Raw genomic sequence first — 24,312 nt, 5'->3', positions numbered from 1 at the left:
CCAAAGCCCCAAACCCTGATTCTTGCGTTCGCAGCCCCGGCAAGCCGATCAATTAAAGGTTTCAGACTTTTTCTATCAGGGGTAATCCTCAATTTAGGGTATTTATTTTGGATAAATTTGACAAGCCCCGAAAATCTGCTGTAGGATCACCTCTAGGTAAGGCTTTTAGAAGCCAGCCCTTTAAACTTCTTCGGAAGTTGAATTAATGGAAACTGGGAGAAAATACTAGCGTTGAGATTCTACGATTCCCAGCTTTAAACTTCTTCGGAAGTTGAATTAATAGAAACTATTCTTTTCCGTCCCTGTGCGTCCATACACCCTCTCTTTAAACTTCTTCGGAAGTTGAGTAGGGTGCGTTATAGCGAAGCGCAACGCACCGTCGATTAGTAGTTGAGTAGGGTGCGTTATAGCGAAGCGCAACGCACCGTCGATTAGATCAATATGGTGCGTTACTTCGTTAACGCACCCTACATAAACTGAGATTTTTGCAAAAATCAAATCCGATTGCAATATCTTGATTCATCTCAACTAGCAAGTCAAATGAACAATAAATTGCTCATCAAACTTAACACAACTTACTTCTTTCGTCTTACTTTTAACACGCGATCGCTGTCCTAAAAATAAACAAAAACCAACAAGTGCAAATAAAACCAGGTGTATACAAGTTGCACCATTAGGAAGTAATATATTATCCCAAGTTTCTTGATCTGCAATCCATAGTTTTGGGAATTCCTGCTTGTTATAACCCTTGACTAATATACATATTTATGCTTACCTTTGTTAGCCAAAATTTTGTCATTCGCATCGGGAAGGAGGGACTTCTCCAAAATTGGTGTTATAAAGTATTGAAGTCCTTAAATATACAACTGCATGAATGTTTATCACCGCAAGCTCTATGCGCTGCTACTTTGTTCTAATTCTGTTGACCAAGCGTATACAATATGTAAAACACTAAAATGTTTACAAGCTAATACCGATGCGTTACGGAAGTGGTGGTGTATTGAATCAAACAAATTAGGAGAGCTAGCGGCAGATATTAGCAGTTCAAGCGATCGCGTAAATTTACCAATCAATCCGATTAGTGCTGGCGATAAAATAGAGATACGCCATCCCATCAGCGGACAACCTAAAGAAATTGACGCAACATCTAATATTAATCTCATCGCATCAATTCCCAAACATGTCATTGAAGATACTGACGTAGAAAAAGTATTTTGGTGGTTTTGGCGGTTTTACCCAGAGCTACTAGCTAGCAAGCAACACGATGCATTGCTGTTTCCCGCGCATCGAGTGATTCCCGATACACCAATGCATAGTTATGCAAGTACGGTGTCCGCAGTTGTGGGTGCAATGTTTCCCAACGAGTGGGAGTCAGAAAAACCCCAAACGCCTTACCTGCTGCTGTTCACCTTCTCCCCAGTGCAGGAGTTTATCAAATCATCGCGCAAATTCTTGGATTTTTGGGCAGGTTCATACTTGCTGCACTATTTGAGTGCAAAGCTGTGCTGGTATATAGCCGAAAAATATGGTTGCGATGCGGTGATAACTCCTTCATTGTGGGGACAGGAGATAATTGACGCTTTGATTGTGAAATATAAGATTAAAGACGATTTTCAGTCAACATTAATCAGACCAGACCCAGTAAAATTATTTGAAACATCAGGGTCAACTTCGCTTTCAACTGCTGGATTTCCGAATATAATTACCGCCTTAGTTCCAGGAGAAGTGGCTGCGAAAGCATTAGCAAAAGAGTTAAAACTACAACTGCAAAAAGAATGGCAAAATATTGCCGCCGGAGTACGAGAAGATATTAAGAATAGAGTAATAAAATGGTTGCAAAAATCGAACAATATTGAAAAAAATAGCGAATTTCTGATCGAAAACCCTGAGTGCGATCGCCGAGACTTAGAAAAATGGCTGCAAGGTGGCTGTTGGGAGTGGAATCAACTTTGGAACGCGCAGATAAACAACACTTGGGAAAGTTACTGGACAGCGCTACCATTAGGTAATCCCGAACAAGAATTAGTAATTTCCAATAGTGCGGATAGTGATTTGAAAAAATGGAAGCAAGCACAAGAAGTTGTAGCACCTTCGCGCTTCCAAGAAACTCCACTTCCAGCAGAAGAAAATCTTTATAAAGAGTTGAATGTCGGAACCTGGTGGGGAAACGCACAATCGCGTTTGGGTAGGGTAATTCAAGCAGTTAAAAATACCCGCAATTGGCAATTACCAGCTTCCCCAGGAGTGCGTTCTACCCTTTCCGGACAACTTAGCGCGGTACACCCGCAACTATCCTACAAAGAGCAATTTCGTGAAGGTGCGGGATTAACTTCTGCTTCGATGCGACTGTTTTGGCGGTTGATGTCGCTGGTATATAAGAATTTATTCAACGGTTCCGAACAACTCAATGCAATTGAACTTACCAAACGCATGGGATGGGTGTATGGAGGTGTTGCAACTTCTTTAGGAATTTCAATAAGTGATAACGAAGAAATCGATTACGAAAAATTAATTCGCTTTCCCAATTTAAGTTCGATAGCATCTGCCAAGTTTACATTCGATAACTTGCCGACTGTGCGTAACTATTGGAATAACCTTAATATTTTAATGCAGTCAGAATTCGGCAAAGAATTTGAGCATTTAACTCGCCGTCCATTCAATATTTATAACACTGATATTTGCATGAATTCTGACAAATTAAACGGTGTCATGTTCTCAGCAAAATGGCTAGCAGATGACATGAACTTGCAAGGTGAGAAAGTTAGTACATTACGAAAAATAGTAGACCAAGCACATAAAGAAAGTGGTTTTGCTGATGGTAGTCCGAGTGATTGGTGGGTGATAGTTCTCGCTGATGGTGACGGAATGGGTGATTATGTTTCCGGTAAAAAGCTGGGTAAATATAATGAATACATCATCGATTCCGCAATTGATAAAACTCAGTTAGATTCTGAGAATTTACAAGAATTATACGCAGCCACAAAACGCATGGGACCCGCAACTCATGTCGGACTCAACCGCGCACTTTTAGATTTTTCAAATCGCCTCGTACCTTATCTTACAGAAAAGCGTTTCTGTGGCAAAGTCGTCTACAGCGGTGGCGATGATGTAATGGCGGTGTTACCGTTAGAAGATTTACCCGAATATCTCCTATCATTGCGTGCGGCTTGGTGCGGTCAAGCAGACCCTTGTGATGAATTTGCAGCAGGTGATGGATATTGGACACCGAAAAAACCAATTGAGGGAATACCAAATCGTTCGTTATTTACAATGGGTGAAAATGCAACTATGAGCGTGGGTATCGTGATTGCTTATAAAAGTGTACCCCTACCCACTGTGTTAGAAAATATTTGGCAAGCTGAAAAAGAAAGAGCAAAGAAACTGCCGAAAAAAGATGGTTTGTGTTTCCGCGTTATTTATGGTGGTGGGAATACTTTAGAAGCAGTGATGAAGGGAAAATTGTTAGAAGATTGGTACAAATTTATTCAATCTCCCAGCGAAGAATTGAGTCCGTTATTATTCCGACTTGCAGAAGAACTACCACTACGTGCCAGCGTGACGGAAAATCATCAATTATTTTCTAAAGTCGCAGATACGATTATGTCACGTCGGGATGAAAGTAAGAAACTTGAGAATTTTGCTGAGATTAGTAATTTTCTTAATGCTTGGGAAGAATGGGTAAAAGAATTAAAACCGGAAGATTTGAGTTGGGAAAAATGGAATGAGAAATTAGAGAAAAAAGAGTACTTGGGTACGCATCCTGATGATTTGGGGAATATTCTGCGATTTAGTGCTTTTTGGGCAAGTAAAATGGTACAACGTCAAAATTGGCGCTCAACCAGCCAGGTACTAGAAGTCCCTGTCTAATAGCTTAAGTCCATTAAAATGGACTAAATACAACTTTTTTCATCGTGATGATTCCTGATTTATTTTAGTTTTAACTTGATTATGTATTGGTATGCAATCGAACCGTTAGATGTTTTACTTTTTCGAGAAGCTAAACCTTTTACCCCCGGTGAAGGTTCTTGGGCAAAATCGCAATTTCCACCGCTGCCAATTACAGTGTTTCAAGCTTTGCGATCGGCTTTGGGAGAGTATTCACATAAAGACCGAAATTTAGAATTTATTGGTCCGTTTCTACTTGATAGCAATGAAATTTTATGGCTACCAACACCAAAGGATTTATTAGCTGTTAAAGATAAGTCAAATTCCGAAGATGAAAATATTGATGACGATTTGGACGAGAAAGTAGACAAATGGAAACGAAGCGATCGCCTGCAACCAATTAATCGGCAAGATGAAACATGGAAATATATTAACTTTGATGAAGATAATGATTTGTCAATAATGGTGACACCAAGTATTGACAAAAACGAATATATATGCAAACCGCAAACATGGATAACTGCTGCGGCTTTGGGTAAATATCTCCAAGGCGAACAACTCGATTACCGAGAATTTCATCATAACCCGTGGAGCGTGCAAGTATTACCGCACATTCACATGCAATCTGATTCTCGCCAAGTCCGCGATGAGTCAGGGTACTTTACCGAAGTTGCAATCCGCTTGCATTCTGGGTGGCGACTTGTAGCGGGGTGTAGCTGCGAATTATTTGAACCGCATGTAGTACGCTTGGGTGGCGAAGGACACCGGGTATTAGTTTCACCGTTACGCGACTTTACACAGTGGGATGAATTAGCAACTTATTGCGAGCCAAAAGCTACAAGCAATTTCGCGTATTTACTCACACCCGGTTTAGCAGAAAAGGAACCTGCAATATATGGAGTATACCCTGTAAACTGGCAAGAAAATTTAGTTGGTTGCGTGAGCGATCGCCCGATTATCTGGGGTGGTGTTTCCAAAATTCAACGTCGGGAAGCAGATGAAGAATTTGCTTTACTTCCCCAGCGTGCGTTTGTTCCACCAGGGACAGTTTATTTATTTAACTTTGTTCCTGCGTCAATTGATTATTTGCTACCAGCAGCTTCTACAAGTTGGTTTATGACTTTTCGACAATTAAACTACGGAAAATTACTTTGGGGGGAAAGATAATGACAAATTGTTTAACTTATTTATATCTACTAACACCATTGCATACTGGTGGTAGCAGCAACGAAGGAAATTTAATGGGAATTGCGCGAGAAGTGCATACAGAATTTCCTTACTTACCAGCTTCAGGGATACGCGGTAAAAATCGCGCCGAATTAGAACCGAAATATCCGCAAGAAGCAGGCATATTTTTTGGACAAAAGATAAAAGATGGACAGCAACCAACAGAAGGTGAAGTTTGGTTTGCAGATGCAACGTTGTTGTTTTTCCCAATTGCATCGTTAAGCCATCATCTTGTCTGGATAACTTGTCCTTTGTGGCTAGAACGTTGGAATCGTTGGCTTGATGGTAAACCGTTACAACCATTTATTAAACAGTGTCGTCAAGTTTTATCTGATTCAAAGTCAGCAGTAATTAGCTTTAAATCAGAGAAGTTATACTTGCAAAATGCTTTGCTAAAAACAGCCGATTTAGAAGTTATCGATGCTTCAGCAATTGCCAAGTTAACTCAACCTCTAACTACTAACGGGGGAATGATTTCTGAGATTGCTAAAAAGTTAATCGTTGTCACAGATGAAGATTGTATTGCACTGGTAGAAACAGGTTTACAGCGAGAAGTTAGAGTTGCGCTGGAGGAAAATTCTAAAACAGTCAAAGGTGGTTCGTTCCGTTCGGAAGAAGCAATTCCACCAGAAACAGTTTTATTTTTTCCGTGGGGAATGAAAGTAGCTAAAGAACCAGAAAAAACTACGAATATTCGGACAGCGTTACAAAAGCTGTTGAGCGATCGCTTGCAATTTGGTGGGTTAGAAGGTTTGGGTAGAGGTTGGGCAGATTTAATGACTGTAGAATTACAAAAGGAAAGTAAATAATGAAGCTTGATTCACGTCAATTTAGTAAAGAAGCATACGAGGCTTTAACTGATTTAGCTAAAAACCTAGACAAAAGTTACCATCCCAAAGCCAGCGGATTAGTTCAAGGTTTAACTGCTTATATCTCTACCTGGGGTTTGCATCGTCTCAGTGCAGATGCCAAGAAATTTTTGAATGGCAAAGCTGAAGATACGAAGTATAAAGGTAAAGTTTACAAGAAATTTTTGACTGCACTCAAAAAGTTTAGCGGTGAAGATTTCAATGTAGATAATGAGGGTTGCTTTATCACAATGGAATTCAAACAATACACATCTCTCAATCGTTTAGCAATCGAATTAGCTAAAGAGTGGTCATTTTGGGCACCTGCAATTTTGGGTGAAGCGGAGGAATCATGAGTTCAAGTCTTCAAAAAGAATGGCAAGCGTTTCTTAATAAACTCAAAAAAGATAAAAATCCGCTTTATGAGTTACTAAAAGATAGCGGATTAGACGAAGATAGCAATAATGCGTTAAAGCTTCGTTTGCCTACCGATGAAAAAAAGAAGGAAGTCAAGGCAAAACTGCCAAAAATTCAAGCTAAAATGCCTCTTCATTGGCATAAAAAGCGAATCAATGTAGATGTTGGTGAAGTTCCTCAAGAACAAACACAAACGCAAACACAGCAAAAGCGACGTGTGATAAATTTGACACCCCAGGTAAATTCACTTTCATCAATGTCGCGTCAAACTAATCCTCAAAGTCCGTTGCAAAGCTTAAATTTTGCTGATTTTGAATTAGATAAAAAAGGAAATGAATTAGCGCAACCTGTACTGAAAGCAGCAGAATTAGCAGACAAGACTTGCGGCACTATTTACAAATATCTCACAGAAAAAACGCAAAAATTAGCTGGTGAAAATGCCATTAGAGTAAAATTTTCTTGGCGGGTGCGCGTGGGAGGAATGCGGGGGTTCCGCGAATTGCTGCTACCCGTATTTCATCCTGTGTATGGTGTCCCGTATGTCCCTTCTAGCAGCCTTAAAGGTGCAATTATTGCCGCAGCAATTCAACTTAAACTTGATACTAAAGAAGAAATTAATCGCATATTGGGAACTCTTGATAGTGGTATTGCTTGTGTGCAAATTCTTGATGCTTTCCCAACTGCACCTTGTCTCAGTGTGGATATGGCAAATCCGCAATGGCATTGGCAAGAAAATCAAGTTAAATATAACCCAGAACCGCACGCTTTACTATCAATGTCAGAACCTGAACTGCTAATTGGGTTAATTCCTACCAGTCGAATTGCTAACCGAAATGACGCGCAAAATGATGTTAATAAAGTTAGAAGCTGGCTAGAAAAAGCTTTGAATATAGGCATAGGTTCGCGGGTAAGTGGTGGATACGGACGTACAAATTTCAGCAATAATTTACCGCATTCGTCATCACATAATTTTCAGTTGTGGACGCAGGGAATGTATGGTGCTGACACTCAACAAGCAGAATTTCGTCCCGTAGCATTGCGGGGAATGTTGCGCTATTGGTTTAGAAGTTTTGCACTGGGAATTTATCCTCCCAGTGAATGCAAAGAACTCGAAGCTACTTTATTTGGTACAATTGAACCAAAAAGTAAATCAGGTACTCTTCGCATTGCGGTAGAGTTAGAAAAAGACGAAAAAAGCAACTTGGCTTATTTCTATAAAGGTAAAATCTTACTCGAAGCAAAAAGTGCCGAACACCTGACGCTAATTGAAAAGATATTGCAACTTTCGTCTCATTTAGCCGGAATTGGTAGAGGTTCAAGACGACCTTTGCATTGGAATCATCCGAGAATGCGGGGGTGTCATTTGCAGTTAAGCGATTTTGTTTTACCTGGTGATAAAACAGATTGGAAGGATTTCATCAAGCAAGTGAGCGATGCTTTTCTCGTTGTTCAACCTCCTCAAGGTACACCAGTATTAATTAACCCCGATAATCCTCGATCGCAAGATATCTTAAATACCAACGCACAAATTTATTTAATCACAAATCGAGATTTAAAGCATCCTCAAGATGTCCGCGATTGGGAAAAGGAAGGTAACACTCCCGCAGTCAGAGGTAAAGGATTGGAATTGCTTTACAGTAACCCTAAATTTAAGGGAGTAAGTCGAGACAATCTAGGAAATCCGCAAGTTGGTGGTAAGTTAGGAATTCCTTCGTTTGTATTGATTAAGTCTAATTTTCCCAATTCCAAACAGCATTACCAAACTGTAACTATTTTTGGTAGTGATAATCCCCAACGTCGTAATTTTATCAATGCTTTACAAGCTGGTTATATTCGAGTTTGGTAATTTGTCTTACTTCCATTCTTTCTCTTTTACCTTTTTACTTATTATGGCGATTCTCATTGCAAATATCGGTACATCTGACCTCGCAATCAAAATTGATGACTTCTACATTCCCATCGGATTTGACCGCAAGGAACCAAATATTGATGATTCTGGATTGAATGGTAATGAAGAATTGGTTTGGGAACAAGAATTACGCAGAAGTTACATTGCAGAATATCTCTGTCCTGAATTAGGTGTAAATGTTGATAAAGGTAGATTTTCGTTTCGAGAATTAACTCAGAAAATACTTGAAGCTTATCAAAAAGATGAAGAAACATGGCATCAACGCATCCGTCCCGGTCGTATTTGGGGTGTAATAAAATCAGCGATGTCACCTAATTTTCAAGTCAGAGAAGCATATATTTTTGTCACTGACCAACCAGAAACAGAAAAAGACGGTTATCCATCCGATTCAATTTATTTATTCGACATTTTATCAAAGTGGTTTGGACGTGAAATTCCCAATCTCAGGCTGAAAAAAGAAGTAATCCCTAAACATATTGCTGCAAACAAGCAAGACCCACTTTTAAATCATTATTACCACTTTTTTAATAAAATTAGTCGGGATGATACAGTATTAATTAGCATCAAAGGTGGTACACCCCAGATGCAAACAGCGCTGAAAATGCAAGCGATCGCATCAGGATTACCCAAGCAACTATTTATTGACCCAAGACTTTCAATTAAAAAAGTTTTGGCTGGAGAAGCGTCTGAATGCGAGTTAACTTCTTATTGGCAATATATCAGAACCCAAAAATATCAAACTGTTAAATTATTGTTGGAAGAACGCTGGGATTTTGATGGTTCGCAACAAATTTTAAAGGATTGGAACAAAGTATTAAATTTCTTAATTAAAGAAAAAGTTGCCAAAAAGCATGATGTTAGTGACAGTCAAATAAAATTAGAAAAAGTTATCCAAGGTTTGGATATAGGCATTCATCACATGAATTTAGATTATGAAAGCACATCCAAACAAAATAATCCACAATTAAGCTTAGATAAAACTTTCCTTGGCTGGATAACAAGTCAAGGTGATGAAAAGTTATTGAATTTATATACCCAGTGTCGTATTTACTGGGACATTAACCAAATTGCTAACTTTTTAGCGCGGATGTCATCATTTTATGAAGCAACCCTAGAACGCTTAATAGTAGTTCTCGATGGAAAAAAATATTTCCGTGAAGATAAGAGTTTAGATATACCGTTAGTCCGTCAAGAAATGGGAGAAATGCTGTGGAAAAACTTTTACGATGACCAGAAGCAATACAATCCTAAACTGAGGGATTATTACATTAATTCTCAACCCGTGAAGCTAGATAACCGCTTTGCCAAACTGAATTTTATCGAAAAATTGCTAATACCTCATCGTCATATTGATTCCAAACATTGGGATTTAATTTTCAAATCTTTACAAAGCCTTGACTTTTGGGCAGAACAGAGAAATAATTTAATTCACTACTCAACTGGTATTTCTAAACAACGGATGCAAGATTTATGGAATGAAGGTGATAAGAAAAAAGATTATAAAGTTAAATTAGCTTGTCAACCCGGTAAAATTCGTGAAGTCATGGCAGATATTTGTAAAAGTGAGTTAGAACTGGTGCGGGAAGAATGTCAACAACAGTTTGTCGGTCGCAATGCTGATTTTTATCTATATTCTGACATTAGAAAATGGGTTCTCCAGCAGTTGCGCGAAGATAGCGAGATGTAAAACTTCCGCGAACCTCTAGCTGTTTTTACGGCGAGGTCAATTTTTGAGGCTGAAAAGCTGACTGCAACTAGCTTTGAGTAATTTTGAGCAAAAAGGAGGTTCGCGCAAAGGCTGAAAAGCTTACTACATCAATGTTTGAGGTTATTTTGTTTAACGGTAAACTTGACATGTAATGGCTGAAACAGTACTTTTGGATCTGGTTCGCGAAAATGGCTTCTGGAACCCCCCATTTTCAAGCCTTTCAAACCCCAGCGGTCTCCACTAACAATGTGGAGACGAATTAATGGAAACACCACTTTACCAAGTGTCACCGGTGACAGTTCCAAAGTCTCCACTAACAATGTGGAGACGAATTAATGGAAACTCAACTTCTTTGAGCGAATCCTCCAGTTTTTTCAGTCTCCACTAACAATGTGGAGACGAATTAATGGAAACTGTTAGTATCGATATGAAACTACTCCATCCAGCAGTCTCCACTAACAATGTGGAGACGAATTAATGGAAACGAAACACTAATGCTATAGGACTATCGGATCTACCGTCTCCACTAACAATGTGGAGACGAATTAATGGAAACACCTTGCTCAGTATTAGATTTAGCTAAGAAAAACTGTCTCCACTAACAATGTGGAGACGAATTAATGGAAACTGACATTAATATCTGAGTACCAGCCGGAAAACAATGTCTCCACTAACAATGTGGAGACGAATTAATGGAAACGGTTTGAAACAAGAGCAAAATATACAACCTGAAATTATGTCTCCACTAACAATGTGGAGACGAATTAATGGAAACATGAAGATATTTATATTCACTGCCCCTACTTAAATGTCTCCACTAACAATGTGGAGACGAATTAATGGAAACGCTATTTTGAATGTGGTTAAAGATTGCTTGCTGATGTCTCCACTAACAATGTGGAGACGAATTAATGGAAACAACCACCCAGCTTTGTTCACCCACCTGAGTTTACTCGTCTCCACTAACAATGTGGAGACGAATTAATGGAAACTTCATGATTATCCTTGTGTTCAGGGGATGGTCTGGTCTCCACTAACAATGTGGAGACGAATTAATGGAAACGTTTCAAGATTAACGCAGACGGAAACGCCGCCTGCAACGTCTCCACTAACAATGTGGAGACGAATTAATGGAAACAACATATTTTCATCAATCGTTTCTTGATTAGAGTCTCCACTAACAATGTGGAGACGAATTAATGGAAACATCACTATAACTAGTGATGGCACAAATTTGGATTATGTCTCCACTAACAATGTGGAGACGAATTAATGGAAACAAACAGAAAATTTAGGAGGAATTGAAGCTTTAAGTCTCCACTAACAATGTGGAGACGAATTAATGGAAACGCACTTTTTTTTAGCAGCATCAGACTTTGCTGATTGGTCTCCACTAACAATGTGGAGACGAATTAATGGAAACACCAAATTTCCCACCCATATCTTTGAATATAAGATAGTCTCCACTAACAATGTGGAGACGAATTAATGGAAACTTGTATTAAAGTCTTTCCACAAGCTGTCCCCGCTCCTATAGTCTCCACTAACAATGTGGAGACGAATTAATGGAAACCGCCTTCAATAGCTGACGATGGATAAATATCGAGTTGTCTCCACTAACAATGTGGAGACGAATTAATGGAAACATCACAGTGAATTCTCGCGCCGTTCGGTGAGTGCGGTCTCCACTAACAATGTGGAGACGAATTAATGGAAACTAGCAACCTTGCTTTCTACACCACTACCTTTCACTGTCTCCACTAACAATGTGGAGACGAATTAATGGAAACCCAAACTGGTGGAATTTAAAGAAGTTGTTAGAGACGTCTCCACTAACAATGTGGAGACGAATTAATGGAAACTGTAGCCTGTTTCGGGAACTCGCTTATCCGGAGTTTTGTCTCCACTAACAATGTGGAGACGAATTAATGGAAACTTAAAGCCTGTAATTTCGGAAACATTTATAACCAAAACGTCTCCACTAACAATGTGGAGACGAATTAATGGAAACCTCGAATTTCATGCAAGGGGGCGGGAAATGGTTTTTGTCTCCACTAACAATGTGGAGACGAATTAATGGAAACATCAGATCACACTGACCACTAAAAGCATTTGTTATGTCTCCACTAACAATGTGGAGACGAATTAATGGAAACAACAACTAGTAAACAACTACAACATATTTTTGCAATGTACGTCTCCACTAACAATGTGGAGACGAATTAATGGAAACGCGAGATAGCCATCGATTTCTTAAACCAATTACGTCTCCACTAACAATGTGGAGACGAATTAATGGAAACTTGGGAACGTTTGGGCAAGCGAGGAGTTTCAAATTAAGTCTCCACTAACAATGTGGAGACGAATTAATGGAAACTCGATAACACCAGTCAAATCAATCTCGTTACTATTGGTCTCCACTAACAATGTGGAGACGAATTAATGGAAACGTCCCATTCGCGGGAGTACCAATGGGGATTTTTAGGTCTCCACTAACAATGTGGAGACAAATTAATGGAAACGCGAGCAAGAATGGAAACCAAACGGAAAGCGATCGCACCAACAACATTTTCGTCATTCGCACGAACAAACTCGACACACCCAGACATCGGATATATGATAGAAACATCAAACAGTAAACAGTAAAAAAATACTGCTTAAAAACTTCTGCCTTTAATAAACCCTGATGTCTGCATCAAATATCTGCCACTTTCTGATTGGTGTTCCGGGTAGTGGTAAATCAACCTTCGCTGCTGCACTCTGCAAACTCGGTAACTATGTCATCGTCTCCACCGACGAAATTCGCGCTGCACTTTATGGAGACGCTACCATTCAAGGCAATTGGAGTGAAGTTGAAAACCAAGCACTCGAAAATATTGAAAACGCGATCGCATCCGGTAAAAGTGTCATCTACGACGCTACCAACTTCAAACGCGCTTTCCGCATGGATTTTTTAATCAAGGCAGAAAAACAATTAAAAAGAGATTCTTTTGACTTTCCCGTTTGGATGGCGTGGTATCTAAAAACACCTATTGAAACCTGTATTGAGTGGAACAAAAAACGCGATCGCCACGTTCAAAACGAGATAATTGCCAGCATGTACAAATCACTGTCAAACTTTCCACCGCTTCCAGGTGAAGGTTTTGCAGCAGTCGAAGAAGTTGATGTAACAACACTCCTAACAGATACCGCAGCAAAAGCAACACAAATCGAAAAGCGCATCAAAACCCTGCAACGTCGCATCATCAACCGTCACAACCGCACCCAACACAACGGTATCACCTTTCATAACTACAGCCATTTGCTCGATTTTGACCGCTTAATGCACTTGATTTCCTTAATTATCAAGTATCCCGGTATCGGCAACTTGCACGCAACTAACCCCAGTTTGCTGGACAATATTCTCGGCAATGTACCTGAATTTACCAATGATATCCAACAAATTACTGCTATCATGGCGAAGTTGCGCGGCAATATCTACGCTAACCAAGAAGCGATCGCCAAAGACTTGCAGTGGCTGATTGAAAATGGTGTAATAGCAATTGAAGCAAGACAACAGAAGCTAGAAGCACAGATTCCCCTACTCTCCCCATTTTCCACTCATTCCTACTCCGATACCGAACCTTTCCAACGCTTGATCGGAACAATTCGCTTTATCCTTCACCACCCTTTTTTAGCCAACGCTGGTCAGGGAAGTTTATCAACTCTGGCGATCGCACTTCAACAAGCGGGAGTTATTTATGGTAACTCCTTGGATAATCTCCGTAAAGATATTGAAAAAATTCTTAGACCATATAAAATATTACCATCATTTCCCATGCGAAACGGTTACTTTGCTGGTACGGGAATTCTCTCCCAACAAGAATTAATCAAGGTTTTTGAGATTCTCCAGTCGCAAGCGCGATCGCTTGATGACCCATTAGCGTTAGAAATCTACGAAACATTCAAGCAACGAATGTTACAAACCAAACTGATGAATCCTGGTGAAAATATTTACCCCGTGAGGTCAATTGCCAATAGCTCAATAGTTGACTCAAGATATTTACATAGTACCGCTTTGGCGAATAATTTATCAAAATTAGAACAGGCGATCGCTAACGGTGAACTCTTAGAATTAAATCGCTTTTCTGGTAGTGCTGGCTATAACGACGATCCAAAAAGTTTCTTTTTAGCTTACCCGTTGCAAATCGTTTTTTCTAACTTAGCTTGGTATTTGGGGTTTGAATGCATTGATGGGGATGAACCGGGTTTGTTGCGGTTTGAGAGGTTAGATAGATTATTCTTAGGTAAACCGCAAAACCTAACACGTTCCCGTACTGAACAAGAAAAGTCATTGCAACGCTTGCAAGCATTATTAAAAGGTAGTGCGGGATTGTTTCTTGGTAATAGTACAGCTGAACAACGCAAGTTTTTAAGTCATGATAAACAAGTGCGCGTTACAGCGTGTATAATAGTTGAACTTTGGTTTAATAACGATATCTACAAGTTCGTCACCGAAGGAACAAAGCGGTTTGCACGAATCAAAATGTCTCCCCCAGTTAAAAGTACAAAAGTCAATCTTCCCAAGTCTATATTTTCGTTGAAACAAACTAGTGATAGAGAATTTCCCAACCGATTTCAGACTATATTACCCAAGTGGTCATTAGATGAATTTGATTTATTGCGGTGGATTATTGGCTTTGGTGGAAATGTGAAAGTGGTAGAACCACCAGAATTAGTGGAGAAGGTGAAAGGAATTGGTAGCGGTATTATTGGAGTTTATGACAAATGAATAACTGACAGATAGCAATCTTATGTAAATTTGTCAAGAGCAATAAAACAGTAAATTTTTCAAAGGAAGAGTAGATAGTATTTAAGTATTCGCTCTTGAAGAACGATGCAAAGAAGCCAATAAATCTCATAATAAATAACAAATATTTATTATTTGTATCAAACAAAAACCGCTAATAACAAAGATTAAATTAGCCATAAATAAGTAGGTAGGCACAATCAAACCGATCGCTCAAAAGTTTGATTCTCCTTTCTTTTGACGGGGATTCTTGTTTCACAAGGAGAAATATGACAATATGTCCTCCACAAGCATACACGCTCGTGTCCCACAGCCTTTGACGAAGCGCAGTAAAGAATTCAGGACTTACGCAACTGGCACACACTGTCCAGGCGATCGCGGCAAATAGTACAACAGCACTATTTGTTTTCCAAGGACTGAACTCAGTTCAAGAACTTAAATTAATTAGGACTTACGCACTCGTCATGAAAAACGTAGACGCGGAGCGGCTTGCACTTCTGCTACCGCAGAGAAGCCGCTTTCTCCGTGCGGGGGTGGAGTCCTGTTGAGGCGACTGGCGTGACGCAGAGTTCATAGCGGAAAGTCGAGCCAGTCGCTTGGTGAGGCAGCGCGGTCTTGGGGGTTCCCCCCATGAGCGACTGCCGAAAGGGTTTCCCGACTTGGGCGAACTGGCGTTGAGCGGAGGAAACCTCCGCTCAGAACGCATCCTCGACAGAGGAATGAGGAAGAGAGAAAATTTTTGCGTAAGTCCTGAATTATTAGAGCGATGCCTTCTCCTGTCGGAGACGCTCCGCGAACGGCAAGGCTTCTCTTCTCCCAAAGGGAGACGCTTGCGCGAACGAGACGCTAGCCTGCGGCTTCTCCAACGGAGTACGCGAACGCCAACGCACTCAATGTACTTCGTCGAAATGGTTATCTTTCCATCACAACGGCTCAAAGATTTCTCTCTAACGATATTGACAAACTCAGAAATGCTTGTGGAATGAAACAGCCCTGCTCCTGCGTAGTCAAAGCAGAAAAGGCGTATCTTCGCTTGCGGATTTGGTTTAAGTTTGACAGCCAGTTGTCAACAGACGATGTTCGTACCAGGATCAATCTTTAATTTGATTGTGCTGATTTTTCCATTTGCTGACGCAGGCTAAGTGGTCTCATATCAGTCCACACTTCCTTTATGTAAGCTAGGCATTCTTCCTTTGTCCCGCTTTTACCAACATCTGTCCAACCAGGAGCGTTTTCCCGCTCACTAGGCCAAATTGAATACTGTTCTTCGTGATTTACGACAACTTTGTAGATAGTTGTATCTTCTTGGTCATTCCAACTCATAATCACTCCAAAAAAATTGACACTTACTTTACTTGATCTGCTAGCACAGTTTTGCTACTCCTTTGTCCTATGATATCGCTATCTAGTAATAGCGCCAGGTGCTTTATTTAAAGAATATCCAACTTTATCAATCTGCTGCGGAGCCTCCAAAAAACCACTACGAATGTAGTATGATAAGTAGGTACTAAGTAATTCAGCGCTTATTTGTGGACAGTTGATAGAGGTTCCTACAAGGTGATCGAGCGTATTCTGAGTGTCGAACTGTACCTTTACTGAGTTACCATCAGCTGCTTCCTCGTTAAATGTGTGTATTAGTGGATACAATGCATTATCTGGAGAATGTTCAGCAACCTTCAGCAGTTCAGCTCGCCACTTGTCATACGAAATTTGTTGAAGCGAGTAACCAAAAGAGCGAATCCAAGTGACAAGGTTGTTCCAGTAGGCAGGGTGGGGATTAAAAATATGAAAGGTTTCCCCCAGTGATTTTTTCTGCCTTGATAAATGGATGATAGATTTGCTTGCATAGTCCACAGGAGTCATATCCATCATTGTGTTTAGGTCTGGAACACTTCCGAGTTGAATGCAGCCTTTGATCATTCTGGAGATTAAGTCATCTGTCTTACAGATTCCTGTTTGGCTGTGCCCTGATACTCTTCCCGGTCTATAGATACAGACAGGAAGTCCTCTAGTGCGTGCAATTGTTACTAACTTTTCAGCAACCCATTTACTCTGCTGGTAGCCACCAACAAGACTACCACCATGATCTAAAGAGTCATTTTCTCGGAATACCCGATCTTTAGTGAAGTCCACTAAGGCAAAAACGGAAAAGGTAGAAATATAATGTACAGGCTTCACTTTAATTTGGCTTGCCAATCTCAGGACTTCTTGAGTTCCAAGAACATTAGCTGCCTTAAGTTTAGGGTATGGATCGACGAAATTAACTAATGCGCCATTATGATAAATCACATCTATTGTACTTGCCAACAATTGAAATTGTTGATTGGAAAGACCAAAAAGTGGCTGAGATAAATCTCCTATAACTAAGATAATTCTGGAACTAAAACATTCATTCCAAAGTGAGTAGAATTCAAGATTTGCTTGTATCTTCTTTTTGCCTTCTTCCACATTAGAGGAGCGTACCAAGCAATAAATGTCAGCATTGGTCTGCTGTAGGAGTTCATAGAGTAAAAAAGCTCCCAGAAAGCCTGTTGCTCCAGTTAGAAAAATACGTGCTGGCTCTGCGATCTGCTCAACGGGTATGTTGGCGGGACGAATTGTATCATCTAAAACAGCTTCTGCATTGAGATCCGTGACAGATATTGTAGCAGGTGGAGTCGGTTTGCAGTCACGAACATTATCAATGACTTGAGCCATCCCCGCAACTGTAGGTGTTTCGAGCAAAGCGTGTAAGGACAATTTTATTTTGAATGTATTTTGTACGCGGAAGACCAGTTGAGTAGCTGTAAGGGAATGACCACCAAGGTCAAAGAAATTGTCATTGACACCTACAAGCTCAAGTCGAAGCACTTGAGTCCAGATTTCAGCCAGTGCCTCCTCGGTTGGTGTGCGGGGAGCCACAAAAGTTTTTTCTAGTTCGGGTTGTGCCGACTCAGGATCTGGTAGCGCCTTGCGATTTACTTTGCCGTTGGGTGTCAGTGGTAGGGTATCCAGCACCACGAAAGCACTAGGCACCATGTATTCAGGTAGTTTTTGTTTTAGGAAGGAGCGCAGGTCACTAATTGTGGGTATCTGCTCTTGATGCGGGACAATGTAGGCTACTAAACGTCGATCGCCTGGAATGTTTTCTTTGGCGATGACCACAGTTTCTCGCACATCTGGGTGTTGGTTGAGTAAAGCTTCAATTTCTCCCAGTTCAATCCGGTAGCCCCGTATTTTCACCTGTTCGTCAATCCGTCCCAGGTACTCTATCTTACCATCTGCCAGGTAGCGAACCAAGTCCCCAGTTTTATACAAGCGTTCCCCAGCCTTGTTGTTAAAAAAGTTGAGAATGAACTTTTCAGATGTAAGTTCTGGTCGATTGAGATAACCACGGGCTAAAGATACACCGCCGATGTGTAGTTCTCCAGGAACTCCCACAGGAACTGGCTTTTCGTGTTTGTCTAAAATGTAAAATTGCGTGTTGGCAATTGGGCGACCGATAGAAACGATGCCGTCAGCTGAAGAAGCACTGTTGAGAGTCTCTACCTTGTGGACAGCTGACCAAATGGTGGTTTCTGTAGGACCGTATAGGTTCCACAGTTCAATGCCCCGTTCAAGCAACTGATTGGCGAGTTCGCGCTTGAGTGCTTCACCACCGCAGAGAATTTTCAATTGCCTGCTGTCCTGCCATCCTGATGCTAGAAGCAACCGCCAAGTTGCTGGAGTGGCTTGCATAATTGTAGCACCCTCAGATGACAGACGCTTTAATAACTCGGTTCCATCAGTGGCAACTTCGCGGCTGATTACTACTAAACGAGCGCCCACAATCAGCGGTAGATACAATTCCAGTGCGGCAATATCAAAAGATAATGTGGTAACTGATAGGAGGGTATCTTTCTGGCTTAGTTCTAGAGTAAGGCGCATGGCATTTAAGAAGTTAACTAAAGCACCATGCAGAATTTGAACTCCTTTTGGTTTGCCAGTGGAGCCGCTCGTGTAAATTACATAAGCCAAGTCTTCGGATGTTACCTTGCTGTACGGATTGCCTGCGCTTTCTTGAGCAATCTCTTGCCAGTCGGCATCCAAGCATACTACCTTAGCTTTATGTTCCGGCAATGTTGCCATCAACCGCTCTTGGGTTAGCAGCACTGGCACATTAGCATCTTCTAGCATAAATGTCAAGCGATCGCGTGGGTAGGCAGGGTCTAACGGCATATACGCTCCACCCGCCTTGAGAATGCCCAGCAGTCCCACCACCATTTCTAGCGATCGCTCTACGCACAGACCAACCAACACTTCCGGTTCCACACCTAATCTCTGTAGGTGGTGCGCTAATTGATTTGCTTTTGTATTAAGCTCGCCGTAGGTGAGTTGCTTGTCTTCAAACACCACCGCTACCGCATCCGGTGTCTTTTCTACCTGTTGCTCAAATAACTGATGGATACACAGTTGTTTGGGATAATCTGCTTGGGTTTTGTTCCATTCCACCAGTATTTGATCAAGTTCTGCGGCAGTCAGTAGCGGTATATCTGATAGCTGTCGATCGGGATTGGCAATAATCCCTTCTAATAAAGTTTGAAAATGATTTGCCATGCGAGCGATCGTCGCAGCGTCAAAACGCTGTCCATCGTAGATGAACCGTAAAGACAATTGTGCACCGGGCACCGCCATTATCGTTAGAGGATAGTTTGTCTTCTCAAAAGTACGAACATCACTTATTTGCAGGTTCAAATTTTGCTCTTGTAAAGCAGCATCTACGGGATAATTCTCAAACACCACTATACTTTCAAACAGCGACTGTCCTCGCGGCACATCGCTCCATTCCTGGACTTGTACTAGTGGACTGTACTCATATTGGCTAATTTCAAAGAGTTGCTTCTGTATTTGCTTCAGCAAAGGAAAAATTGAGCGATCGCCCTGCACGCTTACCCGCATGGGCAGGGTGTTGATAAATAGACCGACTATCGATTCCAAGCCGAGTAAGGCTGCTGAACGACCTGAAACAGTAACGCCAAAAACCACGTCGGTTTCGCCACTGTATCGTGAGAGAAGTAAAGCCCAAGCTGCTTGCACTAAGGTGTTTAACGTTAGTTGATGCTGCCGTGCCAAAGACATTAGGGCTGCTGTTGCTGTTTGTGATAGCTCAAGAAGCTGCTCGTTGTAGCTTTCTTGCAAACTGGACTTTTGCTGTGTATCAACTACAAGCGGTGTTGGTGCTGTCAAACCCTTGAGTGTTTGCCGCCAGAATTCTTTGGCAACTTCCAAGTTCTGCTTCTGTAACCAAGCAATGTACTCGCGGTAGGAACGACTCGGTTGCAGTTGTAAATCTTGCTTCTGAGATAATGCTTCGTAAAAGCCCAGCACTTCCTTGAACACCAAAGGCAGTGACCACCCATCTATAAGTATGTGGTGATAACTCCACACGAATTGATACACGTCCTCGGACATTTGAATTAGGGTCAGGCGCATCAGTGGTGCCTTGGACAGTTGAAAGCCACGCTGGCGATCAAACTCAAAAAAGGCTTGTAGTTGCTGTTGCTGCTCATCAGGAGATAGTCCGATCCAAGAATGGATCTCTACTGGTAGTTTCACCTGTCGGTACACCACCTGTAGCGGCTGGTCTTGGCGTTCCCAAATGAAAGCAGTTCGTAGAACTACGTGCCGCGCTACTACTTGCTGCCATGCTGCATCGAAAGCTTGAACATCCAGCCTCCCTGTAAAAGTACAGCTCAATTGCTGACAATACACCCCTGAAGAAGGAGCATAAAGGGTGTGGAACAGCATACCCTGCTGCACCGGGGATAGTTGATAAATGTCTTCAATATTATTCTTTTTCATTTATTTCTTTAGCTGAAGATAAATTTAATATTTAGCTTTATTGTGCCGATTTTTCCATTTGCAGGCGCAGGCTGAGTGGTCTCATATCAGTCCACACTTCTTTTATGTAAGCTAGGCATTCTGCCTTTGTGCCGCTTTTACCAACATCTGTCCAACCAAGAGCATTTTCCCGCTCGCTAGGCCAAATTGAATACTGTTGTTCGTGATTTACAACGACTTTGTAGATAGTTGTGTCTTCTTGGTCATTCCAACTCATAATTACTCCAAAAATTACAGTTAGTTTGCTTGAGCCAGCACTGTTTTGCAACTAAATAGCAAAACAGGCAGTTATTTAGTGGGGGATAAAATTTGGTAGCTCAGACTCTACCAGTCGCAAGCGCGGAGAAAGATAGCTGGTAACAGTTGCTATCATCATGACCATTCCCATGAGGATGAACAGCAAGCCAATGCCACGTCCCGGTCCGACACCAATTATCTTTCCAACACTTCCAGCTAACGGTCCATTAATGGTAAGCAGCGGCTCAAACACTTGGTCAGCTAGCGGTCCAGCACTTAGGTAAGCAAGCAGCAGAGATAAATCGATCAGTATTCGGTTGAAAGCGAAGACTCTTGCCTGCACATCAAGCGCAACTTTGGTCTGAAAAATGGCTTGCCTAGCACTGACAACGATCGGCAGACTGAAGAAGTGAAAGAAAATGGCAACAGTACACAGCAAAACGTCACGACGCAGCCCAGCCAGCAGCATGCATAACCCGCCCAACAGCATAAACCCGAGTACGCTATATATGCGGCGCTTCCCTCCACCCCAAGTGCTGATGAGTGCTGTGCCGAGTAGCATACCGCTGCCACCGATGGACAGCATAGTGCCAAGTACAGCGGTCGAGGTAAAAGAAAGCAACAGTGGTGTCGATAGCACAATGGCAATTCCCTCAACAAAATGGTAGACACAGTTAAGAATCAATAACCAGAACAAACCAGGTCTATTTGTGATATAATCCCAGCCTACCAAGGCATCGTGCCACATTGAGCTTTTCAACCCTTCGGCTTTTGTCGTAGTTCTAGGTTTGGGCAGCCGAACCAGCAAGAGCATCACAAGGCAGAAAACGAAGGTAATTCCGTCAAGTATAAGGACACCTTCAATCTGAATGGTCACTAGGAGAAAGCCTCCTAGCACTGGCGAAATTAGCTGCGAGACAGCTAGCCCTAGTTGGAACATAGCATTGGCACGAACTAAATGCTGCGGTGGTACAAGCAGTGGGATCACAGCATTATAAGCAGGCCACTGCAAGGCGTTGAAAGCGGAACTAGCAGCTGTTGCTGCGTAGATATGCCAGATTTCAAGATGTCCAATGAAATATAGCACTGCAATCGAAAGGATGCTCAACCCAGCTCCACAATTGCTCAAAATTATTACCTTGCGTCGGTCTCGCCGATCCCCAAGCGAACCCGCAAGCGGGGAGACGATCATGCCCGGTAGCAAAGTAAACAAAGAAATCAACGCAAACTGAGTGACTGAGTTCGTATTTTTGTACACCCATATACTTAAAGCAAAGCCAGTAAGACCAGAGCCAAGTAGCGATGCCAGTTGTCCAATCCAGATGATTATAAAAGTCCGCATTTTTCGGTTGCTAAATTATCTGCCTGTGCCTGCTCAATGCAGCGTTTCAATTGTTCTGCCAGAACTTGGACGTTGGGGAAACCGAATTATTCTTTTTCATTTAGTAATCCAAATCCTCCTGTTGTAGTTGTGCAATCAACTCGTCAAGGTCTGTTTGGCTTAAGTCTGCTACGGGAAAGTCTGAAGGTGTGTAACCTCCAACCTCAGGAGATAAACAATGAGCAATCAGCGCTTGCAATGCTTGCAAAAACTTGTGTGCTAGACTCTCAACTGTGCTGTCCAGATGCACTTTCTCACTGTAAGTCCAATTCAGTCGCAGCTGACCCTCTAAAATTAAGCCACTCACGTCCAGCAAATGGCTGCGGTTTGCGATCGGGCTGCGGCTTGGTTCGGTAGATTCACTGAGAATTTTGAAAATAGAGGATGTTTGTAGCAGTTGATCGAATTGACCCAAATAGTTGAAATTTACCTGAGCTTGTGGTAAGGCTTCCAGTTTGGCGGCAATTTCGGTGTCGCCTTTGAGATAGCGCAGCAAGCCATAGCCAATACCTTGCTGCGGAACCCGACGCAGTTGCTCTTTAACTGACTTTAAGGTCTCACCTGGATTGTCTGTTGCTTGTAGCTCTAACACCACTGGAAAGATGGTGCTGAACCATCCCACAGTGCGTGATAAATCTAAATTTTCAAAGATGTGTTCTCGTCCATGACTTTCCAAGTTGAACAGGATAGAGTTCGACCCAGTCCATTCAGCTAACACCTGCACCAAGGCTGTAAGCAACACGTCATCGATTTGTGTGCTGTACGCTTTTGGCACCTCTTCGAGTAATACACGAGTTTCTTCCACAGACAATGACACAGACACCGTGCGTGCAGATGCTTCGGTGTTCGCACCCAGAGGATAGTCTAGTGGTATGCTTGCAACTTGCTCATATGATTCTGTTAGCCAATAACCCAGTTCTTTTTCCAAGGGTTGTGATTGTGCATACTCTGTTAATCGTTGCGCCCAATGTTTGAACGCTGTGGTCTTCGCTGGCAATTGTATCGCTGCGCCGCTACTGAGTTGCTGGTAGGCTGTTTGCAAGTCTGACAACAAAATCTGCCATGATACAACATCTACTGCTAAGTGGTGGATGACTATTAGCAGTCGGCTGGGCAAGCGATCGCCAAGAAACAACCAAGCAACTCGCACCACTGGTCCGTTTGACAGGTTTAAGCTAGTTTGTAGTTCTGCGACTTTTGCTTGAATCACAGCTTTGTGCTGTGCTTCTGGTAGTGTTGATAAATCTATCCGGGTAAATGGTATGTGATCGTCAACCGCAGCGTTCTTCTGCTGCCAACCAGAATTTATTCTCTCAAAACGCAAGCGCAAGGCATCATGATGTACTAGCAACTGTTGCACAACTTGCTCTAAAATATTCGGCTCAGTACCTAGTTGCATTTCCAGCAACAATGTTTGGTTCCAGTGTGCTGGCTCAGGTAAATTCTGCTCAAAGAACCAGTGCTGAATTGGTGTCAGCGGCAATGCCCCTGTCATTACACCTTGTTCAGCTTGATTCGCAGCAGATACAACTGCTGCTAATTGTGCGATCGTCTGACGCTCAAACAGTTGTTTCACTGTCAGTTGCAGTCCAGCTTGATTGGCTTTGGCAACTACTTGAATGGTGAGAATAGAATCGCCACCAAGTTCAAAGAAGTTGTCATAGACACCCACACGTTCTATACCCAGCAGCGATGCCCAGATCCCAGCAAGCATTTCTTCAATCGGTGTTCTCGGAGCCACAAAGTTGTGTGATTCAAGTTGCCCGGAGGGTGAGGGTAAGGCACGGCGGTCAACTTTGCCATTGGGTGTGAGTGGCATCGCATCGAGCACCACAAAATAAGAGGGTACCATGTACTCGGGTAGCTGCTGATGTAGGAAGTCACGCAACTGGCTAATAGTGGGCGCAGGCTCAGTCTGGGGTACAATGTAAGCCACCAAGCGCTTATCACCCGCAATCTCTTTGGCGATGACGACTGAAAGTTGCACGCTTGGGTGTTGGCGAAGTTGTGCCTCAATTTCTCCGAGTTCCATACGGAAGCCACGGATTTTGA

Annotated in this window: 13 protein-coding genes and 1 CRISPR repeat array; of the genes, 8 read left to right on the top strand and 5 right to left on the bottom strand. The window is 42.0% G+C overall.

The window, feature by feature from the left end; translation table 11 throughout:
• Positions 1-870: 870 nt before the first annotated feature.
• The 8 genes from cas10 to AABK37_RS25690 all read left to right on the top strand — a co-directional run bounded on the left by cas10 (position 871) and on the right by AABK37_RS25690 (position 15,769).
• The gene (gene cas10, locus AABK37_RS25725) at positions 871-3,867 is read left to right on the top strand and encodes a type III-B CRISPR-associated protein Cas10/Cmr2 (RefSeq protein ID WP_432554355.1); all 2,997 of its coding nucleotides are present in this window, start codon (positions 871-873) and stop codon (positions 3,865-3,867) included.
• A gap of 81 nt (positions 3,868-3,948) precedes the next feature.
• Positions 3,949-5,052 carry a type III-B CRISPR module-associated Cmr3 family protein gene (locus AABK37_RS25720; RefSeq protein WP_432554354.1) on the top strand — a complete coding sequence of 368 codons (1,104 nt, stop codon included), beginning with the start codon at positions 3,949-3,951 and terminating at the stop codon, positions 5,050-5,052.
• Positions 5,052-5,921 (top strand): type III-B CRISPR module RAMP protein Cmr4, encoded by an 870-nt coding sequence (cmr4, locus tag AABK37_RS25715; RefSeq protein WP_432554353.1) that lies wholly within the window; start codon positions 5,052-5,054, stop codon positions 5,919-5,921. The genes AABK37_RS25720 and cmr4 overlap by 1 nt, the downstream gene beginning before the upstream one ends.
• Entirely contained in the window at positions 5,921-6,316 is a 396-nt protein-coding gene (locus AABK37_RS25710; RefSeq protein ID WP_432554352.1) for a hypothetical protein, read from the top strand. The genes cmr4 and AABK37_RS25710 overlap by 1 nt, the downstream gene beginning before the upstream one ends.
• Positions 6,313-8,223 (top strand): RAMP superfamily CRISPR-associated protein, encoded by a 1,911-nt coding sequence (locus AABK37_RS25705; protein ID WP_432554351.1) that lies wholly within the window; start codon positions 6,313-6,315, stop codon positions 8,221-8,223. Before AABK37_RS25710 ends, AABK37_RS25705 begins: the two co-directional genes overlap by 4 nt.
• A complete protein-coding gene (locus tag AABK37_RS25700; RefSeq protein ID WP_432554358.1) occupies positions 8,189-9,973 on the top strand; it encodes a hypothetical protein in 1,785 nt (594 codons plus the stop codon). The genes AABK37_RS25705 and AABK37_RS25700 overlap by 35 nt, the downstream gene beginning before the upstream one ends.
• Before the next feature lie 254 nt (positions 9,974-10,227).
• Positions 10,228-12,516: direct repeats of the CRISPR family, unit length 37 nt; unit sequence GTCTCCACTAACAATGTGGAGACGAATTAATGGAAAC.
• A 164-nt stretch (positions 12,517-12,680) separates the two neighbouring features.
• Entirely contained in the window at positions 12,681-14,765 is a 2,085-nt protein-coding gene (locus AABK37_RS25695) for an AAA family ATPase (protein ID WP_432554350.1), read from the top strand.
• A gap of 617 nt (positions 14,766-15,382) precedes the next feature.
• Positions 15,383-15,769, top strand: a complete 387-nt coding sequence (locus AABK37_RS25690; RefSeq protein ID WP_432554349.1) for a hypothetical protein — start codon at positions 15,383-15,385, stop codon at positions 15,767-15,769.
• A gap of 112 nt (positions 15,770-15,881) precedes the next feature.
• Here the strand turns inward: AABK37_RS25690 and AABK37_RS25685 are convergent, their stop codons facing one another.
• From AABK37_RS25685 to AABK37_RS25665, 5 genes are all read right to left on the bottom strand, one after another.
• On the bottom strand, positions 15,882-16,106 hold the full coding sequence (locus AABK37_RS25685) for an MbtH family protein (protein WP_039755004.1): 225 nt from the start codon (positions 16,104-16,106) through the stop codon (positions 15,882-15,884).
• Between the two features lie 78 nt (positions 16,107-16,184).
• Positions 16,185-20,603 carry an amino acid adenylation domain-containing protein gene (locus tag AABK37_RS25680; RefSeq protein WP_432554348.1) on the bottom strand — a complete coding sequence of 1,473 codons (4,419 nt, stop codon included), beginning with the start codon at positions 20,601-20,603 and terminating at the stop codon, positions 16,185-16,187.
• A gap of 37 nt (positions 20,604-20,640) precedes the next feature.
• Complete coding sequence (locus tag AABK37_RS25675) at positions 20,641-20,859, bottom strand: MbtH family protein (RefSeq protein WP_432554347.1); 219 nt, start codon at positions 20,857-20,859, stop codon at positions 20,641-20,643.
• Between the two features lie 75 nt (positions 20,860-20,934).
• Positions 20,935-22,221 (bottom strand): MFS transporter, encoded by a 1,287-nt coding sequence (locus AABK37_RS25670; RefSeq protein ID WP_432554346.1) that lies wholly within the window; start codon positions 22,219-22,221, stop codon positions 20,935-20,937.
• A gap of 100 nt (positions 22,222-22,321) precedes the next feature.
• Positions 22,322-24,312: condensation domain-containing protein (locus AABK37_RS25665; RefSeq protein ID WP_432554345.1), on the bottom strand; the 1,991-nt coding region annotated here is incomplete at its 5' end.

The sequence above is a fragment of the Tolypothrix sp. VBCCA 56010 genome, assembly GCF_050875635.1.
In the GTDB taxonomy this organism is placed as follows: Bacteria; Cyanobacteriota; Cyanobacteriia; order Cyanobacteriales; family Nostocaceae; genus Hassallia.
This window is presented reverse-complemented; position numbering and strand designations above follow the sequence as displayed.

Coding starts and splice junctions, on each gene's coding strand:
- AABK37_RS25685 (WP_039755004.1), bottom strand. CDS start 16,106: ATGAGTTGGAATGACCAAGAAGATACAACTATCTACAAAGTTGTCGTA.
- AABK37_RS25695 (WP_432554350.1), top strand. CDS start 12,681: ATGTCTGCATCAAATATCTGCCACTTTCTGATTGGTGTTCCGGGTAGT.
- AABK37_RS25700 (WP_432554358.1), top strand. CDS start 8,189: ATGCTTTACAAGCTGGTTATATTCGAGTTTGGTAATTTGTCTTACTTC.
- AABK37_RS25710 (WP_432554352.1), top strand. CDS start 5,921: ATGAAGCTTGATTCACGTCAATTTAGTAAAGAAGCATACGAGGCTTTA.
- AABK37_RS25680 (WP_432554348.1), bottom strand. CDS start 20,603: ATGAAAAAGAATAATATTGAAGACATTTATCAACTATCCCCGGTGCAG.
- AABK37_RS25720 (WP_432554354.1), top strand. CDS start 3,949: ATGTATTGGTATGCAATCGAACCGTTAGATGTTTTACTTTTTCGAGAA.
- AABK37_RS25670 (WP_432554346.1), bottom strand. CDS start 22,221: ATGCGGACTTTTATAATCATCTGGATTGGACAACTGGCATCGCTACTT.
- cas10 (WP_432554355.1), top strand. CDS start 871: ATGAATGTTTATCACCGCAAGCTCTATGCGCTGCTACTTTGTTCTAAT.
- cmr4 (WP_432554353.1), top strand. CDS start 5,052: ATGACAAATTGTTTAACTTATTTATATCTACTAACACCATTGCATACT.
- AABK37_RS25675 (WP_432554347.1), bottom strand. CDS start 20,859: ATGAGTTGGAATGACCAAGAAGACACAACTATCTACAAAGTCGTTGTA.
- AABK37_RS25705 (WP_432554351.1), top strand. CDS start 6,313: ATGAGTTCAAGTCTTCAAAAAGAATGGCAAGCGTTTCTTAATAAACTC.